This is a genomic window from Cupriavidus malaysiensis (assembly GCF_001854325.1).
Classification (GTDB): Bacteria; Pseudomonadota; Gammaproteobacteria; order Burkholderiales; family Burkholderiaceae; genus Cupriavidus; species Cupriavidus malaysiensis.
In genome coordinates, this window is sequence record NZ_CP017755.1 from 1,706,505 (window position 1) to 1,723,627 (window position 17,123).

Genomic DNA, 17,123 nt, shown 5'->3' on the forward strand with positions numbered 1-17,123 from the left:
ATCAGGTGCCCAGAAAGCAGAAACCCGCCTCCTGGGCGGGTTGTCGTGACATAGTTGCAGTCGAAAGCTATCCCGCCGGGTCAATGTCGGCGCGAATAATCGAGTGGGTAGGCGATCGGTGCATCGGCATAGGTTAAGCAATCCCGGTCCCAAGTGCAAGCGGTCCGCAGCGCGTCAAGCGCCTGCGTGGCGGCCGCTCAGGCCGGCTTGATCATGTCTCGCGCATAGGCGAGGCCTGTGCCATACCCGCCGCCATGCTCGACCACGATGGCGCGGGCCTTTTCATAGGTGTCGTGGCGGGTCCAGTCTCTCTGGAATTCGAGAAGCAGTTGGAGCCAGGAAGTCATCACGGCGCCAGCAGAAGCCATCCGCCGCAAGGCCAGGTCATGGCTTGTCGGCGTCAGTCCGCCGCAAGCATCGGCAACGACGACGACCTGATAGCCCTCGGACAGCGCCGACAGAACCGGAAAACTGACGCAGGCCTCCGTCAGCAGGCCCGCAATGATCAGCGTGCGCTTTCCGGTCGCCGTGATCGCGCTGCGCACCGCGTCGTCTTCCCATAGGTTCATATTGCGGCGCTCGATCGGCGTGATGTTCGGCAGCACTTCGCGGAAAGCCGGCATCAGCGGGCCGCTGTATACCTTCGAGGCTGAAGTGGAAACCACCACCGGCAGGTCAAAGGCGACGGCCGTCTTTGCGACCGCAAGCCCGTTGCTGCGCAGGATCTGGGGGTCTTGAGAGCCTGCGGCGAAGGCAAGGCCTGCTTGTTCATCGACGAGGATCAACGCGCAATCGGCGGGTTCGAGCAACGGTAGCTTGGACATGGGAGTTCTCCTGTTTATCTGGGAATGCGATCGAGCTTCAGGCCGCGGCCTGCGACCAATCCGCCCACCGCCAGCGTGCCGGCGAGGATGCCGAGAGAGGATGAGGTATGAGCATGCCTCAGGAATCCGCTGGCAAACGCAAACGCAGTGAGTTCCCAGCTGCTGGCAATCTTCTTGATGCTCTTCATCATCAGTCCGGAAGGAAGTGGATGGTCGGTCAGGCCTTTGCATTGGGATGACCGGGCGCGCTATGGAGCGGAGCGCCCGGTCGGTGCATGCAGGATCAGCGTTCGATCACCTGCGCATGGACGGGCGCCAGCGACTCGTGCCTGGTGGCGGTGCGCTGCTCTGCCTTGTGGACCATCGTGTAAGCGTAGTCCACGCCCATGCCGTAGGCACCCGAGTGTTCCTTGACCACCTGCATGACCGCGTCGTACGTATCGCGGTTCTTCCAGTCGCGCTGCCATTCGAGCAGCACCTGCTGCCAGGTCACCGGCACCACGCCGGCCTGCACCATGCGCTGCATCGCGTAGTCGTGCGCTTCCTTGGTGGTGCCGCCCGAAGCGTCGGCCACCATATAGATCTCGTAGTCGCCTTCGAGCATCGCGCAGAGCGCGAACGTGGTGTTGCAGACCTCGGTCCAGAGGCCGGCGACGATCACCTTCTTGCGGCCGTTGGCGGCCAGCGCGTCGCGCACCTTCTGATCGTCCCACGAGTTCATCGAGGTGCGTTCGAGCGTCTGCTTGCCCGGGAACACATCGAGCAGTTCGGGGTAGGTATAGCCCGAGAACGAGTCAGACTCGACCGTGGTGATGGTGGTCGGGATGTCGAAGATCTTGGCCGCCTTTGCCAGGCCGACCACGTTGTTCTTCATGGTCTGGCGGTCCATCGACTGCACGCCGAAGGCCATCTGCGGCTGGTGGTCGATGAAGATGAGCTGGCTGTTGTGCGGAGTCAGGACTTCGAGCTTGGCGTTGGTCATGGGGTTCTCCCTGTGCGGTCTGATTCAATGGAATTGAAGTTTTCTGCCGGCGTCGCTTTCTTTTGTGCGCTGCCATGGGGAGAACTATAGTGGCGATAGCTTTACTCAAAGCGATCGTTTGACGGATATTTTATTCAAATATTTTGAATTTGCAGGGAACGGCTTCTGGAGCAAAGGTGAGGGGGCAGCGATTCGGTGCGAAAGCGCCCCGGGTCGATGGATCGGTCGTGCCGCGTGGTGTGAGGCAGGGCGGTGCTGCCGGCATGCCACCCTGCCACGATGATGCTCCCCGGGGCAGGCCACCACAAAGTCGCGCCCGATGTTTCCGCCATATCCATGGCAAGCCGTTGATTGACATGAAAATCACGCGATTCGCCTGGCCGGGCGGACGGCCGGAGAGGGGGGCGGTTACCGGGGAATTTGCTCCCACTCGATGCCGAAACGCGCAAGATACTTCCTCAGGCGGTCGGCATCGTTCGCTTGCTTCTTGCTCTGGCGAGACACGGCGAACAGCACGCGCCCAGCTTCGGACAGGCTGGCAGATGACCGGCATACCTCCAGCACTTGCTCCAATTGCACGCGATCGAACAGGTCCAGTTCACCGGCCTGCGCACCAAGAACGGTGTCGACCAGGCCCTGCTCGCCGTCCATGCTCCACGTTCCCTGAAGCCGCTGCACTTCCTCGCTGGCCACCGCCTCGGTGATGCGGCCGGCATCCGCCAGCGTAGCCATGCGCGTTACCGATGCGGATAGCTCACGGAAGTTGCCAGCCCAGGCTGCCTGGGTTGATGTGGCAAACGCCAGGTAGCGGCGCTTTGCCTCCACGTTGAAACGCACCAGTTCGCCTTGTTCCCGGCCGATACGGTCCAGCTCGAAGTCCAGGTTCGGTTCAATATCCTCGCGCCGCTCGGCGAGTCCCGGCAGCGCATAGGTCCAGAGATTGATTCGCGCGTACAGATCCTCCCGGAACGAGCCGGCAGCGACCATGCGCCGTAGATCACGGTGCGTGCCGGCGATCAACTGGAAATCGCTCTCGATTTCCTTGTCGGCGCCGACCGGCAGGAAGCGCTTTTCCTCGATGGCCTTGAGCAGCATGGCCTGCTCGTCGAGCCCGAGTTCGCCGATCTCGTCGAGGAACAGCAGGCCTGCATCCGCTGCCCGCAGCAGGCCGGCCCGCGCACTCTGTGCTCCCGTGAAGGCGCCCTTGACATGGCCGAAGAGCGTGGACATTGCCGCATCGCCGCGCAAGGTGGCGCAGTTGATCTCGATGAAGGGGCCTGATATCTGGTGGCGCCCGCGTTTCAACTCGTAGACACGCTTGGCCAGGAATGACTTGCCGGCCCCGGTCGGGCCGACCAGCAGCATCGGTGCGCGCGAGCGGGCGGCGACCCGCTCCAGTTGCTCGATCAAGGCATTGAAGCGTGGGTTCCGTGTGGCGATGCCGGCCTTGAGGAACGACACCGTTTCGTCCCGTTCGCGGCGAAAGCGTTGGGCGATGCGGTTGTATCGCGAGAGATCGAGGTCGATCACGGAGACGCTGCCCGGCCCGCCAGGCCCCTCGTCGGTAGGCGGAGGTGGAGACGTCTGCACCAGTCGGGCGGGAAGGTATCGCGCCTCCGCCAGCAGGAACCAGCAGATCTGCGCGACGTGTGTGCCCGTGGTGATGTGCAGCAGGTAATCCTCTTGCTCCAGGTCGAAGGGGTAGTCGCGTGCGAAGTCATGCAGCGTGGCGTAGACCTGCTCGAAATCCCAGGGATCGTGGATCGAGATCGGCGCGAGCCTGACTTCGGTGCGCGGCGAGCAAGTGGAGATGTCGTCGGCGATGCGCTGCGCCAGCCTGGCGTGACTGGGCGGGTGCAACAGTTCCAGCCGGTCGATGGGCAGGTCGGGCTGGCTGCAGAGGCTGATCGTTGGCCGCCATTTCCGCCAACGCTTGTCCCGACCACCGAGGTCGAGCACGGTGCCAAGGAAGCCGATGGCGACGGTCTTGCGCATAACGTATCTCAGAAGATAAGTAACGCGAAGATATTATCAAAGATTGCGATATGAGCTAGCCTGCCAACTGTTGCTGGATGGGGCTAAAATGCTTTTGAATCAATGGCTTAAGAATATCATCCGTTCAGTCCCTGGCTGTTGGCACACTCCTCGCTAAATCTGGTTCAGCCGGATGTCCCGCTGGCCCGCGAGCGAGGGTTCTCAACCGCCCTGCTCGTGCGCCATCGCCGAACCTGGGTTTGTTGCGACGGCGTATGCCGCCATGCGCGGAGGAAGGCGATCGGGGGCGCTTGGCGCTTCGCCTGGGCTCGATTCCCTGGGCATCCCGCACTGTTCGGAAGCTCATCGGGTAGAGCAGTCGGCTTCGGCCTGCAGGTGGCGGGTTCGAATCCCGCCCGAACACTGTCCTGAACGGGCAGTCTTGTTATTGGTGTATCTCGGAATTCAGAATTCAGGATTCAAGATGAGTGCAATCGACTATCAACTGATGGAACTGGCGCACGGTAAGCCAGTGAAGATGTGGACGAACGGCGTGGCCGTCGAGGACGACGCCCGCCGCCAACTGCGCAATACCGCCAGCATGCCGTTCGTGTTCCGCCATCTGGCGGTGATGCCGGACGTTCACCTGGGCAAGGGCTCGACGATCGGTTCTGTGATTCCCACGCAGGGGGCCATTATTCCGGCCGCGGTCGGCGTCGATATCGGCTGCGGCATGATGGCCGTGCGCACGACGCTGAAGGCAGCCGATCTGCCCGATTCGCTGGCGGCGCTGCGCCGCGCGATCGAGCGCGCCGTACCGCACGGCCGCGCACCGGGCCGACGCGATCCCGGCGCGTGGGGAGAGCGTGCGCCGCACCACGTGGACGAGGTGTGGAAGACGTTGGCTCCGGGCTTCGACCAGATTCGCCAGAAGTATCCGAAGCTGGAGAAGACCAACAACTACGTCCACCTGGGTACGCTCGGTACCGGCAATCATTTCATCGAGGTCTGCCTGGACGAAGCCGGCAGTGTCTGGTTCATGTTGCATAGCGGCTCGCGAGGCGTGGGCAATGCCATTGGCTCACTGTTCATCGAGCTGGCGCAGCAGGACATGCGCCAGCACATCGCGAACCTGCCCGACCGCGATCTGGCCTACTTCGAGGAGGGAAGCCGGCACTTCGATGACTATGTCGAGGCGGTCGGCTGGGCGCAGGAGTACGCCCGCCGCAATCGCGAGGTGATGATGGCGGCCGTGATCGCCGCTGCGCGCGGGGTGATCGGCAAGCCGTTCAGCGTCGACGAGCACGCGGTGAACTGCCATCACAACTACGTGCAAAGGGAGCGCCACTTCGACACCGATGTGTACGTGACCCGCAAGGGCGCCGTATCGGCGCAAAAGGGACAACTCGGAATCATTCCGGGGTCGATGGGAGCGAAGAGCTTCATCGTGCGCGGCCTGGGTAATCCGGAGAGCTTTTGCTCATGCAGCCACGGCGCGGGACGCACGATGAGCCGCACCGAAGCCAAGCGCCGCTTTACGGTGGCGGATCAGGTGAAAGCCACCGCGCATGTGGAGTGCCGCAAGGACGAAGCCGTGATCGACGAGATCCCGATGGCATACAAGGACATCGATGCGGTCATGGCAGCGCAACGCAGCCTGGTCGAAATCGTCCACACGCTACGCCAGGTGGTGTGCGTGAAGGGGTAGGGCAAGAAGGGGGGAGGGCGCAGTCCGTCCCCCGTCGACAGAGAGAGGAACCATGCAGTTTGCCGAACCACAAACTTTGCGCAGCGCCCATCCGGTGGCGCCGGAGGTGCGCGCGCGCTTCATGGCGGAACTGGAGAACGTCGAGCGCCATCACGGGGTGAAGATTCCTCGACGATGTTGTTCAGGTATTTGATCTGGCGGATAACGATAGGAGCTTCACGTTCGGTCGATCTTACATGTGGCTGGACTGCTGAATCGGCATCCACCGATTCAATGAGGGACGAGCTTTTTCTTGGCGAGTTCTAGCGAGTCAAGAAAGGCCCGCCTTGTCGACTGCCCGGTACAGATACTTCCACTGGCCGCGTACCAGGATGTAGGTTTCATCCATGCGCCAACTCTTTCCCGCCGGGCGTTTGTGCCGGCGAAAGAGTTTGTTAAGCACCGGCAGCATCTTGAGCGCCCAACGATGTACGGTCGAGTGATCGACCGAGACGCCGCGCTCGTCCATCATCTCCTCGAGATGCAGCAGGCTCAGCGGATAGGCGACGTACCAGCGCACGCAAGTCAGCATTACCTCCAGCGGGTAGTGCAGACGCCTCAAGACCTTCGCCATTTCCAGATTCATGTCTGCCAATGCGCACTGTGTTCAACATCGGCACAGTCTACCGGATGCTTATTGCGACAGAACCCTGCGGCGCATCGAGTTGCAGTTCAGCACGCCTACGTGGACCGAGACCTCGGTTGCCTGGGAGCCGATCTCGCGTGCCCGGAATTCAGTTGGTAACTGGTGGTTCGAAATCATGCTACTAGCCGATGAGGTCGATTATAAATGCCATCGAACGGTAGAATCTGCCCCGCCTTGCGCAGTATGGAAGGTGAGATAGACTATAGAGCCATTCAAATGGCTATCAGTACGAAACCTGGTAATAATCCCGCAAGATTTCCGAAATGCGATGAGACACCAATTCGCATTCGGTGCGCGTCAACGGTATGAATTTCGCTGCCCAGGCTCCCTTATGGACGTAGTCCGGAAACCTTGGTGACTCACCCCACCGCCAGTCGGGGTGATGTGCTTGGCGACTTCGACCCAATACGTGAAGATGTACACGACGGTGATCCTGAACATTCTTAGGGCCAACTGGCGGTGCAGCGTCATTGAGAGTCCAGTTTCCCGCTTCCCAATAGTTCAGGCATCCATCTCGCAGTTGAGGAAGGGTCTCGAGCATAGCTCGTCCCGTCGCAGCTACCAAGTACGACCATTGCGCGAGCTCTTCTGGCGTAAGTTCGCTTCGTTCCCATACAGGTCGCGGCGGATGAACGAGGAGGTGGCCGCCATCGGCTCGATCACAAAGGACGGTGTTGGGGAGGGCGACATTGCCACCAGAGAAAGAGAAGAGATTTGAATCCATATGCAGAAGCTTGATCCCGTGAGTAACGATATTCGCTGCCGGAGGGTACGGCAGCAGACACAGCAAGAGGTTGATCTGACCTATCGAAGGAACCTGGATTCGATGCTGCGCATGTGTTCATCACCTTGGAGGGCAATGATCTCCTTCACAGACGGTAGATATGAGTCGACCTGGCGAATCCCTCTATCTCTCCGAATCGTTGCAAAGACATCCTTCATGGCGCCAACGGCCGCGCGGATCGCGTGGTTTCCGTAGATCACGATGCCAACCTTCCGAAGAGCCTCAATGTCCGGCTCGGTCAGTTGGGGATAGGCAGTAGGGACCAAAACCAAAGGAATCCTTCCAGGCCAGGCACGGATGAAGTCGAGCACCTCGTCAGGCGTCTTCTGTTTGGAGTGAATCAGAATCGCGTCTGCGCCAGCTTCCTCGTACGCCAAGCCGCGTTCGATAGCTTCTGCCTGGCCTCGGCCGGCAATCAACGCCTCGGTACGTGCTACGACGACAAGATCGGCATCCCGACGTGCATCTACTGCTGAGGCGACTTTCCCCTGAAACTCTTCAATCCTCACAAGATCCTGGCGGCCGGCCTCGCGCAAGCTCGTGTCCTTGGGGAACGTCTTGTCCTCCATGACAATTGCGGATGCTCCGGCCTCTTCATATTGCCGAACGATGTAGTTGACATTTACTGCGTTCCCAAAGCCGGTATCGATATCTGCAATGAGAGGGATGGACACCACGGAGGCAATTGCCCGCATCATCTCCAGATGGAGTCCCATCGAGAGGATGTTGGCATCGGGCACGGCGTAGCTGGCAGAAAGCTCAAAGCCGCTGCCCCAAATTCCGCCAAAGCCGGCTTCCTCTGCCAGTTTTGCGCTAAGAGGATTGTGCGCCGCCATGGCAGTGAAGAGCTTGCCGTCTTCGAGGGCCCTTCGAAGAGTCTGGTTTTTTGTCATCTGCAAAGTTCTGTGTTTGGTGAGGGTCTCAAGAATCGAGCTCATAGTTCCCAGCGCAATTGAGCGCATGCAGTAGCGATCCGATTCATCGCCTCTTCGAGCTCACTGTCGGACGCGGCATAAGAAATGCGGAAGTGTCCGGGCAACCCGAACGCAATACCGGGCACCACTGCTACCCCAGCCGTCTTCAGAATGAACATCGCCAGATCGCTGTCGGAAGAAATCAGGTTGTTGGCTGCATCGCGTCGGCCAAGCAGATCGTGGCATCCGGGGAATGCATAGAAGGCACCTGGCGGGACGTCGCATGTGATGCCGTCAATGGAACGAAGACGCGCAACAATGCTATCCCGGCGCTGGCGAAACGTCTCAACGAAGCCGGGCAGGAAGTCCATCGGACCATCCAGTGCGGCGATTGAGGCGGCCTGGCTAATTGAGCTGGTGTGTGACGTCGACTGCGACTGAACCAGGTTCATGGCCTGGATGAGTTCCAATGGGCCAGCTCCAAATCCCACCCGCCAGCCTGTCATGGCGTAGGCTTTGGAGACCCCGTTAATGGTCAGGGTACGTGCAGCAAGTTCCGGCGTGACCGCTGCGGGCGTGGCGAATGGCGTATCGTCATAGCGAATCAACTCATAGATGTCGTCGGCCAAGATCCACACGTGCGGATGCCGGAGCAGTACTTCCGCTAATGCGGCGAGTTCGCTGTGGCTGTAGACCGCACCCGACGGATTGGATGGAGAGTTGAGCATCAGCCATTTGGTCCGTGGTGAGAGCGCTTCTTTGAGCTGATCCGGTGTCAACTTGAAGCCAGAGGCTGCACTACAGCGGACGATGACTGGCTGGCCCCCTGCAAGCTGGACCATCTCCGGATAAGAAACCCACGCTGGGGTGGGGATCACCACTTCGTCGCCCGGATTGACGGTTGCCTGCAGCGCGTTATATAGCAGTTGCTTAGCCCCGCATCCGACCTGAATTTGCTGTGGGCTGAAGGTCAGACCATTGTCAAGCTGGAACTTGCGGACGACGGCTTCGCGCAGTGCAAGCGTGCCGGCAACATCCGTGTATCGCGACTCATTGCGGTCGATGGCAGCTTTAGCCGCCTCACGAATATGCTCGGGCGTCGGAAAATCCGGTTCCCCCTGGCTGAGCGTAATGACATCGTGGCCTTCTCGCTTGAGCTGCGCAGAAAGGCGAGTCATCTCTTTCGTGGCCGATGGCTTGGCCCCAAGGACACGATGTGCCAGGAAATTCCTGTGGAAGTTGTCGGTGGCTGTCATTCAATCGCTCCTATTTTGAGGTGGAGTGCCCAGCGATCAAGCGCCAGCGGGATGAAGATTGTCAGGAGAAGCAGCAAACTATATGCACAGGCAAGTGCAAGGCGGCCGCTGTCGATTTGCTGAAAAATCTCGATAGGCATTGTGTTCATGCCTCCGAAGTACAAGACAGCCAACTTCCTGTCAGCACGAGCCAACCGCTGTTGAAGTAGTTGGTCAGCGCGATGCCAAAGACTGTTCCCGCAACTGCCAGCGGCAGCATTACAAGTCCGTCCAGGGTGCGACTGAGAAGATAAGCCCGTTTGACGACCAGGTAGGCCGTGGAAACTGAGAACAACACACCGGCGACGGTTACAACTGTCGCCAAGGTTAGGGAATTAAATAGTGGCTCCGGTGCACGGAAAAGCGCGTACTGAATGTGGCTCAGTGTGAAGCCGCCATACTGCAGCACGGGGCCGACCGACGGAGTGATTGCCGTGACAGTCACCACGAGTGTCGGCAGCAGCGATAGCCCGACCACGGCGAGTACGCAAGTAATAGCGAGCTTGGCTCGCCAGCCGGAAATGGTCAGCGGTGCTGGGGTCCGACCTGACTCCATCTGGAACTGTCTACGTTCAACAATACCCTTCTGAATCAGCAGCATTCCGATGCCAAGGAACACAAGCAGGGAAGCCACGGTCGGGTTGCCACCCATCTCGCTGACGAACTCGTTATAGGCTTTCACCGCAAGTACTGGCGTGCGAGCACCAAGGATCGCTGGTACTCCGAAGCCACCGATTACATGTGCGAAGACAATCAATGCACCGGAGAACACGGAGGACAAGACCAGCGGTGTTGTGACGCCAGACAGGACCTTCCCGAGTGGGCGCGCCAAGCTAAGGGCTGCTTCCTCCAGGTTCCTACTGGCACGTACTACTAACACCTTGATGCCGGGATTCTCTTTGGTGAACTGCTCGACGACACGGTTGACCGTCTCGACGTCGTTAGATGAGTACAGGACAACTTCCGCGGCAACTGAACTTCGAATGCCAAGACTCTCCAGTATGAGCATTCCGCATGGCATTGATGCACGCTTGAACTTCACCTTCGTCTCCTTGTGGGTTTTGGCGGCGAAGGAATCGTAGGCGTTTGTTCAAGGCTATACTATGCTCTCTCCCGCTGCCCATCAGGCTTTCATTGGGAAACAATGAGTTTTACTCATGCTGAAAAACGCAGATGTACCCCTGATAGCAATCCGCGTGTTCGTTACTGTTGGTAGACACGGGAACTTCACGCGGGCAGGTGAGGCCTTGGGCATCACCCAAAGCGCGGTGAGCAGGCACATTGCCACCCTGGAGGCTCTGGCGGATCGCCCATTGTTTGAGCGAAAAGGTTCAAACATTGCAATGACACCGGCAGGTACCCAGTTCTATGACGCGGTAAAGGACGCTGTCTCGACGATTGAATTGGCCACGCAGCAGATGGCGCAAGCACGGTATACGCCGGACCGATTGACGGTGCGTACCTCGATGCCGAGCTTCGCGATGACGGTCATCGTGCCTGTGCTGGGAGCCTTCACAGCTCGGAATCCCGTACAAGTCGACCTGATAACGTCGCTATCTGCTCCTCAGGCGCAGGAACTCTTTGATGTGCTAATCACCCGTGACCAGAGCCTGCCAGGTACGGAGAGTTGGGAGCTGATTCGCGAGGAGTTGGTGTGCGTGGGTTCGCCTTCTGTCGCTACAACACATCGCGCGGTTGCGCCGTCCCGGTGGCCACTAATCGCAGCCAGGTCAAGGCCGGATGCAATTCCAGTGTGGGCTGTAGCGAAGGATATTTCGCCTGAACGCCTTCATGTCAGCGCAGTCTACGACCATCTGTTCTTGGCCGTGGCCGCCGCAATTGGTGGTGCTGGCCTGCTGATTGTCCCGAGTATTCTTGTGCGGGATCAACTGCGTGACGGTACGCTTGTGCTGGCGGATGACCAGCGCGTTGCTTCGGGCGCGAGCTATACAGCGTATGTTCACCCGCAGGGTAAGAACGTTCGGGTGGCTCAGGAGTTCTGTCGTTGGTTCAAAGGTGCCCTCCGAAGGCGCCTGCAGGACGAATAGTGTGTTGACACATTTACGGTCGCAACGGTGACAGATTTAATACGGTTTGCGGCCTTCGGCGGCCAGCACATCGGCACATGCAAAGCCCAGCCCTTTGCTCGCGCCGCATACCTGGCATGTTTGCCTTGCAGTCCGAAGTCCATTGTTGCGCTTCTTTGGAGGACCGCCGCAGCTTTGCTAGAACCGGACATTACCGCGTTGCTCCTACAGTTAGTGTCTAGGCGGTTCTCAGGTGTCGCGTGGCTGGCTGTCGGCACGAGCGTGCTTTTTATGCGGAGTGGGAGGCTTTGGCAGGGTTTCGGTGGGGCGGTGGGGCTGGCCTGACGCGACGGCGTCTCGCGCCGGGTGGGGCGGTGGCGGCGCGGTGGCGCCAAGTTCAACTGTCCGCATGCTGGCGGGGGACCGCGGAGCCGCGTGCCCGGCCGGGGCTATCGCTCGGACGCCGGCAAGGTGTCGCGCCTCGGCCAGGCCGGTTAGGGACGCTTGGCTCAGATCGGTGGCGACCAGGCGGTTGCCGACCGGGTTCGGCCAGAAGCGGTCGTTCAAGTCCATGCTTTGTCGTGGCCGCGCTCGCAGCGACAGGCGAGCAGTTTGATTTGATATTCCCAGAGGGGACTGACATTGCATTCATCGACGAGGTTTATGGTCGATCCGATGAGGCGTTGTTGGATGCTGCCTTCGCCGATATATGGACTCGTCCGGTGAGCGTGGTCGCTCCCGTTGATCTGCACCAGCTCGCCCAGGCAGGCGCGGCGGTTCCTCGGGTGGTGCACCTTAGGCGGGCGCAGTTTCCGGGGCACCCAGAAGCCGGCATCGATCATGATCCGGCGAACACAAGCCTTGGAAATCTCAATACCGTGCCGCTCGCGCAGCTTCTCGGCCGCCAGGGTCGGGCCAAAGTCGGCGTAGCTGTCACGGATCAGTCCGCGCACGCGAGCCTCCAGGCCGGGCGGCAACTGGCGGTTGCTGGGGCGGCCGCTGCTTGCGCGAAGCGAGGCCGCTCGGCCCATCCGCCCGGTACCGCTGCGCCAAGCGCTCCACCTGCCGGCGCGACAAGCCCAGCTTCTCGGCGGCGCGCCAGACCGCCAGGCCGTGCTCCACCACGGCCTGTATCACCTTGAGTCGGTCCAGTTCGCGCATCGTCACGGTCAGGATCTCGGGCTTGCCCATGGCGGCCTCCAGTCTCGGACGGACGGAAAGCCGCCAGCTTGCCAGGGCCGACAAGCGCTGCGACAGTTCTAGTTGGCCCAAGTACGACAATACTATTTGGCCGTAACATCCTTTGTCCAGGCTAAGTTGAAATGTCCGGTCGCTGGCTAAGTTAAAATGTCCGAAATCCAAGCCGGCAGAATGAGCAATGACGGTAGAGCGCAGTGAAATCATTGATGCAATTGGCATAGATGCAGTGACAGGTGCGGTTCATCTAAGCATCATCGACCCGCTCCCCTGGGACTTGAAACACCTGCAACTACTTCAAGAGAAAATCAATACATATCTCGGCTTTATCGAGTCTGGTGAGATTTATGCATCCTATCCTGAGGCAAAGCGTCGCCAGCTTATCGTGGACGTCATCTCAAGGTTCCGACCAGATGAAAGCGCGATGCAATTCTTGGTGCGAGCCAACGAGATCGTAGAGACCTATGGAGCTTCACTCCTCCTGCGTCACTCAGGCAAAGGATACGATGGCGATATGTCTTAGGCTTCAGCGGTGGTGGTTCTCTTGGTCTAGTCGTCAGTACCGTTTAACGGCCATGGCTGTTGCTGCAAACGCGTCAGCGCCTCTAGCATGTCGTTCTGATCCAGCGATCGCTGCGACTTCTTGCCGGGCGGTCGCCCACGCTTGCGCGGAACCCCGTCCGTGCTTGGCACAGATTGCGACCGCGTGTTGTCGCGCTTCTCCTGAACGTATTGCGCCAACTGCAACACGTGCCCCAGCCGCTTGTTATCCACGATCGCCCCCTGATCGACTTCCGACAGCTTGTCGTAGGTGGTGTAGGGCAGGGCAGTGCCATTGGCCCGAGGTTCGATCTTCCCGTCCGGGTAGTGGTAGACATCGATGTAGCGACCGGCCAGCTTCCGATGTTCCGGGGTGTCAGTCAGCAGGTAGAGCATCTTGTCGTACTGAATCGTCAGACTCTTCGACACGCAGCGTGGCTCGCGCCAGGTGAAGATCAGGTCCAGGTCCTCGTCGGGTCGCAGCGGACGATGAGCGTTATGGCTGTTCCGGGGCACCTTGGCGAAGCGTGTGTTGTAGTCGGCGATGAACTCCGGCATGAAGGCATTGGCGGCCTCCATCGAACTGATCCCGCGCAGACGCAGTTCCTTGACCAGGCGGTCCTGCAGCGTTAGGTGGGTCCGCTCGACGCGGCCCTTGGCTTGGCTGCTGTTGGCGCAGATGCTCTCGATGTTCAGCTCGAACAAGGCCCGGGCAAACTGGGTATGACCGTCGCCACCGGTCGCGTTCGGCTTGTTGTTACGGAAGACGCTGGCCTTGTCGCTATAAAAGGCCACCGGCTTTCCATGCCGATCCAGATAGGCTCGGGTCGCTGCAAAGTACGTGAACGTGGCCTCAGAGTGGGTGAAGCGCAGTTCCATGATCTGGCTAGTTGCATCGTCCACGTAGACCAGCAGTGTGCAAGCTGGTGCCCGGTCTTCGAACCAGCGGTGGTCACAGCCATCGATTTGGATCAGCTCGCCCAGGCACGCCCGGCGGTTGCGCGGCTGGTGGATCTTGGGCGGCCGCTGCTTGCGGGGCACCCAGAGGCCAGCGCCAACCATCAATCTCCGAACTGTCTCCTTGGCCAGGAACAGACCATGGACTTCGCGCAGTTTCTCCGCGGCCAACGTCGGCCCGAAGTCGATGTAGTGCTCCCGAATGAGGTCGAGCGCCGCAGCCTCGCGCTCCGCCGGCAATCGATTATTGCTGGGCCGCCCGCGTCGGCGAGAAACCAATCCCGAGGCGCCTTCCTGCCGGTAGCGATCCAGCAATCGCCGGAATTGCCGACCTGTGATCTCCAACCGCTCGGCGGCCACACTGGGCCGCAATTCGCCGTCTACGACCGCCTGGACGGTCTTGAGCCTGTCTAACTCGCGCATGCTTACCGTAATGACCTCAGATCTAGCCATCGCCTGGCGTCTCCATCGCATCTAACCGGGCAGGCTGGATAGCATGAACGACAGGCTAGGCGGACATTTCTACTTAGCCAGATCCGGACATTACAACTTAGCCGCTACATCCTTGTTACGCATAATTAGTCTTATGTTAAATATAAGACGAATCCGACCGAAACGATAGAAGCCGCCAAGCGCAATCCACGCGCGCCTTGCCCCATCACCAGGCTAGCCGGCGGCCGCCTGCAGCTCGAGTACCTCTCTCCTGAAACGCCCGCCACGCTCCTGCGCCGTTCCTGGCTGCGGCATGCTTCATGATGCACATTCGTGTAACGTAGAATACGCCGCAAAACGCTAAGAAAACCAATGCGCAGCCTATTCCTGCTAGCGATCCTCGCGGCCGCCTTCAATGTCCACGGCGCGAGCAAGTGCCGCAATGGCGGCCGCATCCTTTATCTCGACGACGTTTGTCCGCCTGGTTACACCGATATCACAAGCGGCCAAGGCGGGAGCGTGTCGGTCATCGGTAAAAGCGCCGAGGTAAAGCAGCAGGAGCAGGCCTTTCTGCAGGAGCGCAGGGTCTCGGAGTTGCAATACCAGGCCCAACTGGCCCAGGAACAACGGCAGCTCGTTGCTGCAGAGAACAATCGACAAGGCGTTTGCAGTGCGATCGATGGCCAGGTTCGGGCGGTCGAGATCCAGATGCGCCAGATCAACGGTTGGCAGTTCATGGACCAGCTCAAACGGACCCACCGGCAGCTGCGCGACCAGCAGTTTCAGCTGGGCTGCGGGAGGTAATCGGCTCGGCAAGGCCAGGCCCTGGCGCAAGCTGCCGGCTGGCCCCAACGACGGAAAAGCAATGCCGACTGGCCAGCGTGCGGCACCGCCGGATTTCCGCAGAGGTCGCAGCAAGGCCTCGGCTTGTCCGTTTCTCACCGCCTGGCACGCTTCCTGATCTCCGCGGTCTCCTGGCGGATCTGCTCGCCGATTTCGCGGAGCTGGGCCCGCAGGCTGGCGAGATGCGCTTGATCCGCTGGCTTCGGTTGACGATTGCCCGAGTCGTTCGCAGCGTCGAGGGACATGGCTTCGATCATCAACTCGGTCCCGCGCGTGATGTCGGCCACCAGTGGCTGCCGGGGGTCTCCGGGGCGGAGCTTGACGCCGCTGAGTTCGGTGTCGATCTGTCTGAGCGCGGGGATGTATTGGTTGCGTTCGCGTTCCGCGATCGCCTTGGTCGACAGGGTCCCGGCGCGCAGGGCTTGTTCGTCCGCCTGAACAGACTTGAGGATGCGGACGAATTCAAGCAGTCCGTGCTTCATGTGGTCTTCGCTGGCGAGGGCCGCGCGCTGGTCCAGCGCCGCCTTGGGCGCAAGCATCGCCAGTGCGGCAATGGAAAGCGTTCCGAGGGCCAGTCCGGCCAGCAGGCTGACCGCCGCCGTGCGCTGGTAGCGGCTCATGTCCAGGCGCGCGGGCAACAGCCAGGCTAGCGCGCTGCCACCGATCAGGCCGCCGATATGCGCGGCATTGTCGATGCCTTGGCGCGAGAAGCCTTGCAGCAGCGCGTAGGCGATGAAGACTGCGAGTTGCACGATCAGGCGCTTGCTGAGGGTCTCGGGAATCTGCTCGCGGTTCTTTCCCACGGCGACCAGCATGGCACCGGTCACGCCGAAAACCGCGCCCGATGCGCCGACCGAGACCACGTGCTGAGCGGCGAAGTGCAGGCTCAAGGCGCTGCCGAGCAGTCCGGAGGCCAGGTAGATCAACAGGTAGGCGCGCGCGCCGTAGATCCGCTCGACCGTGACACCGGCGGTGTACAGGCCAAGCATGTTCATCGTCACGTGCATCAGGCTGGCGTGCAGGAAGATGGCGCTCAACAGCCGCCACCACTCGCCCTGCTGCACTGCCGATGCGGCATTTCCCCCCAATGCGAACAGGGTGCTCGCCGGTGTCTGCGCGATGCCCCCGCCCGAGCGCAGCGACAGCAGCCAGATGACAACGTTGGCGGCGATCAAGGCGCGGGTCATCCAGGGACGCGGGCTCAGCGCATGGAGTTTCTCGGCAAATTGCCGTTCGGCGGCGAACTGGTTGGTCCGTATCCTGGCGACGACCGGCATCTGGCCGGTGGCATCCAGGCGGCAGTGGATGGCGTCGAGCAAGCGCTCGCGGTCGGCATTGTCGAACGCCGCCAGGGGCAGCGCCACCCTGCCCGCGCATGGCTGGCTCCAGGGCAGGATGCCGCTGCCGGCGGTGCCCGCATCCGGCTTGAGCTGCAGTTCCAGGAACGCCCCGCCTCGCCGCATGCGCACCGTCACCTGGTCGATCTCGCCCCAGTCGACGCGCTGGCTCTTGCCCTGGAACCGCGGCGACGCGATCGACTCGCTATCGAGCGTGACCAATGGCTTGCCCTTGCCGAGCTGGCGGCGCATGGCCAGCTCGGCGTACAGCAGGATAGACAGGATCACACCGGCCAGCGGGGCGAGAAGCTGGGGATGGCCGCGTAGCTTGAGCACAAGCAGTAGCAAGAGCGCGGTAAACGTCAGGCGCAGCGTTAGGCGGTTGGTCCGCAGCGGGCTCTTGGGGGAGGCAGAGAAACGTTCCTCCGCGACCTCGGCGTGCATCAGTTGCTGGCGCATGCCTTGCATCTGGCTCGACGGTTCCATGGTCCTCCGCCCTCCCCTGGTTTCCGCGTCGGCTCCCAACGCCTGACGCGGCAAGGTGTTGAGTGTGTTGAGTGTGACTGGATGAGCGTGACTGAGACAGCCCTCCGCGATCGGGCGAACCGCGTGCCGCTCCTGCAC

General features: G+C 60.7%; 15 protein-coding genes, 1 tRNA gene and 3 pseudogenes. 6 read left to right on the top strand and 13 right to left on the bottom strand.

Translation table 11 applies throughout. The annotated features are described in order from the left end of the window. Nucleotides 1-197 precede the first annotated feature (197 nt). The 4 genes from BKK80_RS27080 to rtcR all read right to left on the bottom strand — a co-directional run bounded on the left by BKK80_RS27080 (nucleotide 198) and on the right by rtcR (nucleotide 3,801). Nucleotides 198-824, bottom strand: coding sequence for a hydrolase (locus BKK80_RS27080; RefSeq protein ID WP_071039961.1), 627 nt, complete (start codon nucleotides 822-824; stop codon nucleotides 198-200). Nucleotides 825-838: 14 nt separating this feature from the next. Then, nucleotides 839-1,015: a hypothetical protein gene (locus BKK80_RS36735; RefSeq protein ID WP_156811485.1), complete on the bottom strand. Its 177-nt coding sequence runs from the start codon at nucleotides 1,013-1,015 to the stop codon at nucleotides 839-841. Between the two features lie 92 nt (nucleotides 1,016-1,107). Then, nucleotides 1,108-1,806: a hydrolase gene (locus BKK80_RS27085; protein ID WP_071020217.1), complete on the bottom strand. Its 699-nt coding sequence runs from the start codon at nucleotides 1,804-1,806 to the stop codon at nucleotides 1,108-1,110. A 408-nt stretch (nucleotides 1,807-2,214) separates the two neighbouring features. Next, nucleotides 2,215-3,801, bottom strand: coding sequence for an RNA repair transcriptional activator RtcR (gene rtcR / locus BKK80_RS27090; protein ID WP_071020214.1), 1,587 nt, complete (start codon nucleotides 3,799-3,801; stop codon nucleotides 2,215-2,217). Between the two features lie 331 nt (nucleotides 3,802-4,132). Between rtcR and BKK80_RS27095 the strand changes: the two genes are divergently transcribed. The 3 genes from BKK80_RS27095 to BKK80_RS36740 all read left to right on the top strand — a co-directional run bounded on the left by BKK80_RS27095 (nucleotide 4,133) and on the right by BKK80_RS36740 (nucleotide 5,681). Continuing rightward, nucleotides 4,133-4,204 (top strand) — tRNA-OTHER (locus BKK80_RS27095). A gap of 60 nt (nucleotides 4,205-4,264) precedes the next feature. Beyond that, nucleotides 4,265-5,488, top strand: a complete 1,224-nt coding sequence (locus BKK80_RS27100) for an RtcB family protein (RefSeq protein ID WP_071020211.1) — start codon at nucleotides 4,265-4,267, stop codon at nucleotides 5,486-5,488. Between the two features lie 52 nt (nucleotides 5,489-5,540). Beyond that, entirely contained in the window at nucleotides 5,541-5,681 is a 141-nt protein-coding gene (locus BKK80_RS36740) for a hypothetical protein (protein ID WP_157903349.1), read from the top strand. A 126-nt stretch (nucleotides 5,682-5,807) separates the two neighbouring features. Here the strand turns inward: BKK80_RS36740 and BKK80_RS27105 are convergent. The 5 genes and pseudogenes from BKK80_RS27105 to BKK80_RS27125 form a co-directional block, all read right to left on the bottom strand. Then, nucleotides 5,808-6,113: pseudogene (locus BKK80_RS27105) on the bottom strand (IS6 family transposase); the annotation flags it as partial. Between the two features lie 864 nt (nucleotides 6,114-6,977). After that, nucleotides 6,978-7,850, bottom strand: a complete 873-nt coding sequence (locus BKK80_RS27115) for a phosphonopyruvate hydrolase (RefSeq protein WP_071022580.1) — start codon at nucleotides 7,848-7,850, stop codon at nucleotides 6,978-6,980. A 41-nt stretch (nucleotides 7,851-7,891) separates the two neighbouring features. Then, complete coding sequence (locus tag BKK80_RS27120; RefSeq protein WP_071072038.1) at nucleotides 7,892-9,127, bottom strand: pyridoxal phosphate-dependent aminotransferase; 1,236 nt, start codon at nucleotides 9,125-9,127, stop codon at nucleotides 7,892-7,894. Next, entirely contained in the window at nucleotides 9,124-9,267 is a 144-nt protein-coding gene (locus BKK80_RS37570; RefSeq protein ID WP_232346377.1) for a hypothetical protein, read from the bottom strand. The genes BKK80_RS27120 and BKK80_RS37570 overlap by 4 nt, the downstream gene beginning before the upstream one ends. Nucleotides 9,268-9,272: 5 nt before the next feature. Continuing rightward, nucleotides 9,273-10,208, bottom strand: coding sequence for an ABC transporter permease (locus BKK80_RS27125; protein WP_236903799.1), 936 nt, complete (start codon nucleotides 10,206-10,208; stop codon nucleotides 9,273-9,275). Between the two features lie 115 nt (nucleotides 10,209-10,323). On the opposite strand from BKK80_RS27125, the gene BKK80_RS35890 reads away from it, so the two are divergent. After that, nucleotides 10,324-11,214 carry a LysR family transcriptional regulator gene (locus BKK80_RS35890; protein WP_231908129.1) on the top strand — a complete coding sequence of 297 codons (891 nt, stop codon included), beginning with the start codon at nucleotides 10,324-10,326 and terminating at the stop codon, nucleotides 11,212-11,214. Between the two features lie 51 nt (nucleotides 11,215-11,265). On the opposite strand, the pseudogene BKK80_RS36745 reads toward BKK80_RS35890, so the two are convergent. Together BKK80_RS36745 and BKK80_RS27130 are read right to left on the bottom strand one after the other, a co-directional pair. Continuing rightward, a pseudogene (locus BKK80_RS36745) lies at nucleotides 11,266-11,357 on the bottom strand (SDR family oxidoreductase); the annotation flags it as partial. Between the two features lie 564 nt (nucleotides 11,358-11,921). Next, nucleotides 11,922-12,384: pseudogene (locus tag BKK80_RS27130) on the bottom strand (helix-turn-helix domain-containing protein); the annotation flags it as partial. Nucleotides 12,385-12,571: 187 nt separating this feature from the next. Here BKK80_RS27130 and BKK80_RS36750 point away from each other — a divergent pair. After that, nucleotides 12,572-12,913, top strand: coding sequence for a DUF6572 domain-containing protein (locus BKK80_RS36750; protein WP_156811483.1), 342 nt, complete (start codon nucleotides 12,572-12,574; stop codon nucleotides 12,911-12,913). A gap of 26 nt (nucleotides 12,914-12,939) precedes the next feature. Here BKK80_RS36750 and BKK80_RS27135 read toward each other — a convergent pair whose 3' ends face one another. Next, nucleotides 12,940-14,340 carry an ISNCY family transposase gene (locus tag BKK80_RS27135; protein WP_071072043.1) on the bottom strand — a complete coding sequence of 467 codons (1,401 nt, stop codon included), beginning with the start codon at nucleotides 14,338-14,340 and terminating at the stop codon, nucleotides 12,940-12,942. 351 nt (nucleotides 14,341-14,691) lie between these two features. On the opposite strand from BKK80_RS27135, the gene BKK80_RS27140 reads away from it, so the two are divergent. Further along, nucleotides 14,692-15,123, top strand: coding sequence for a hypothetical protein (locus BKK80_RS27140; protein WP_071039964.1), 432 nt, complete (start codon nucleotides 14,692-14,694; stop codon nucleotides 15,121-15,123). A gap of 134 nt (nucleotides 15,124-15,257) precedes the next feature. Here the strand turns inward: BKK80_RS27140 and BKK80_RS27145 are convergent, their stop codons facing one another. Further along, nucleotides 15,258-16,958, bottom strand: a complete 1,701-nt coding sequence (locus BKK80_RS27145; protein WP_157903350.1) for a rhomboid family protein — start codon at nucleotides 16,956-16,958, stop codon at nucleotides 15,258-15,260. Nucleotides 16,959-17,123 lie beyond the last annotated feature (165 nt).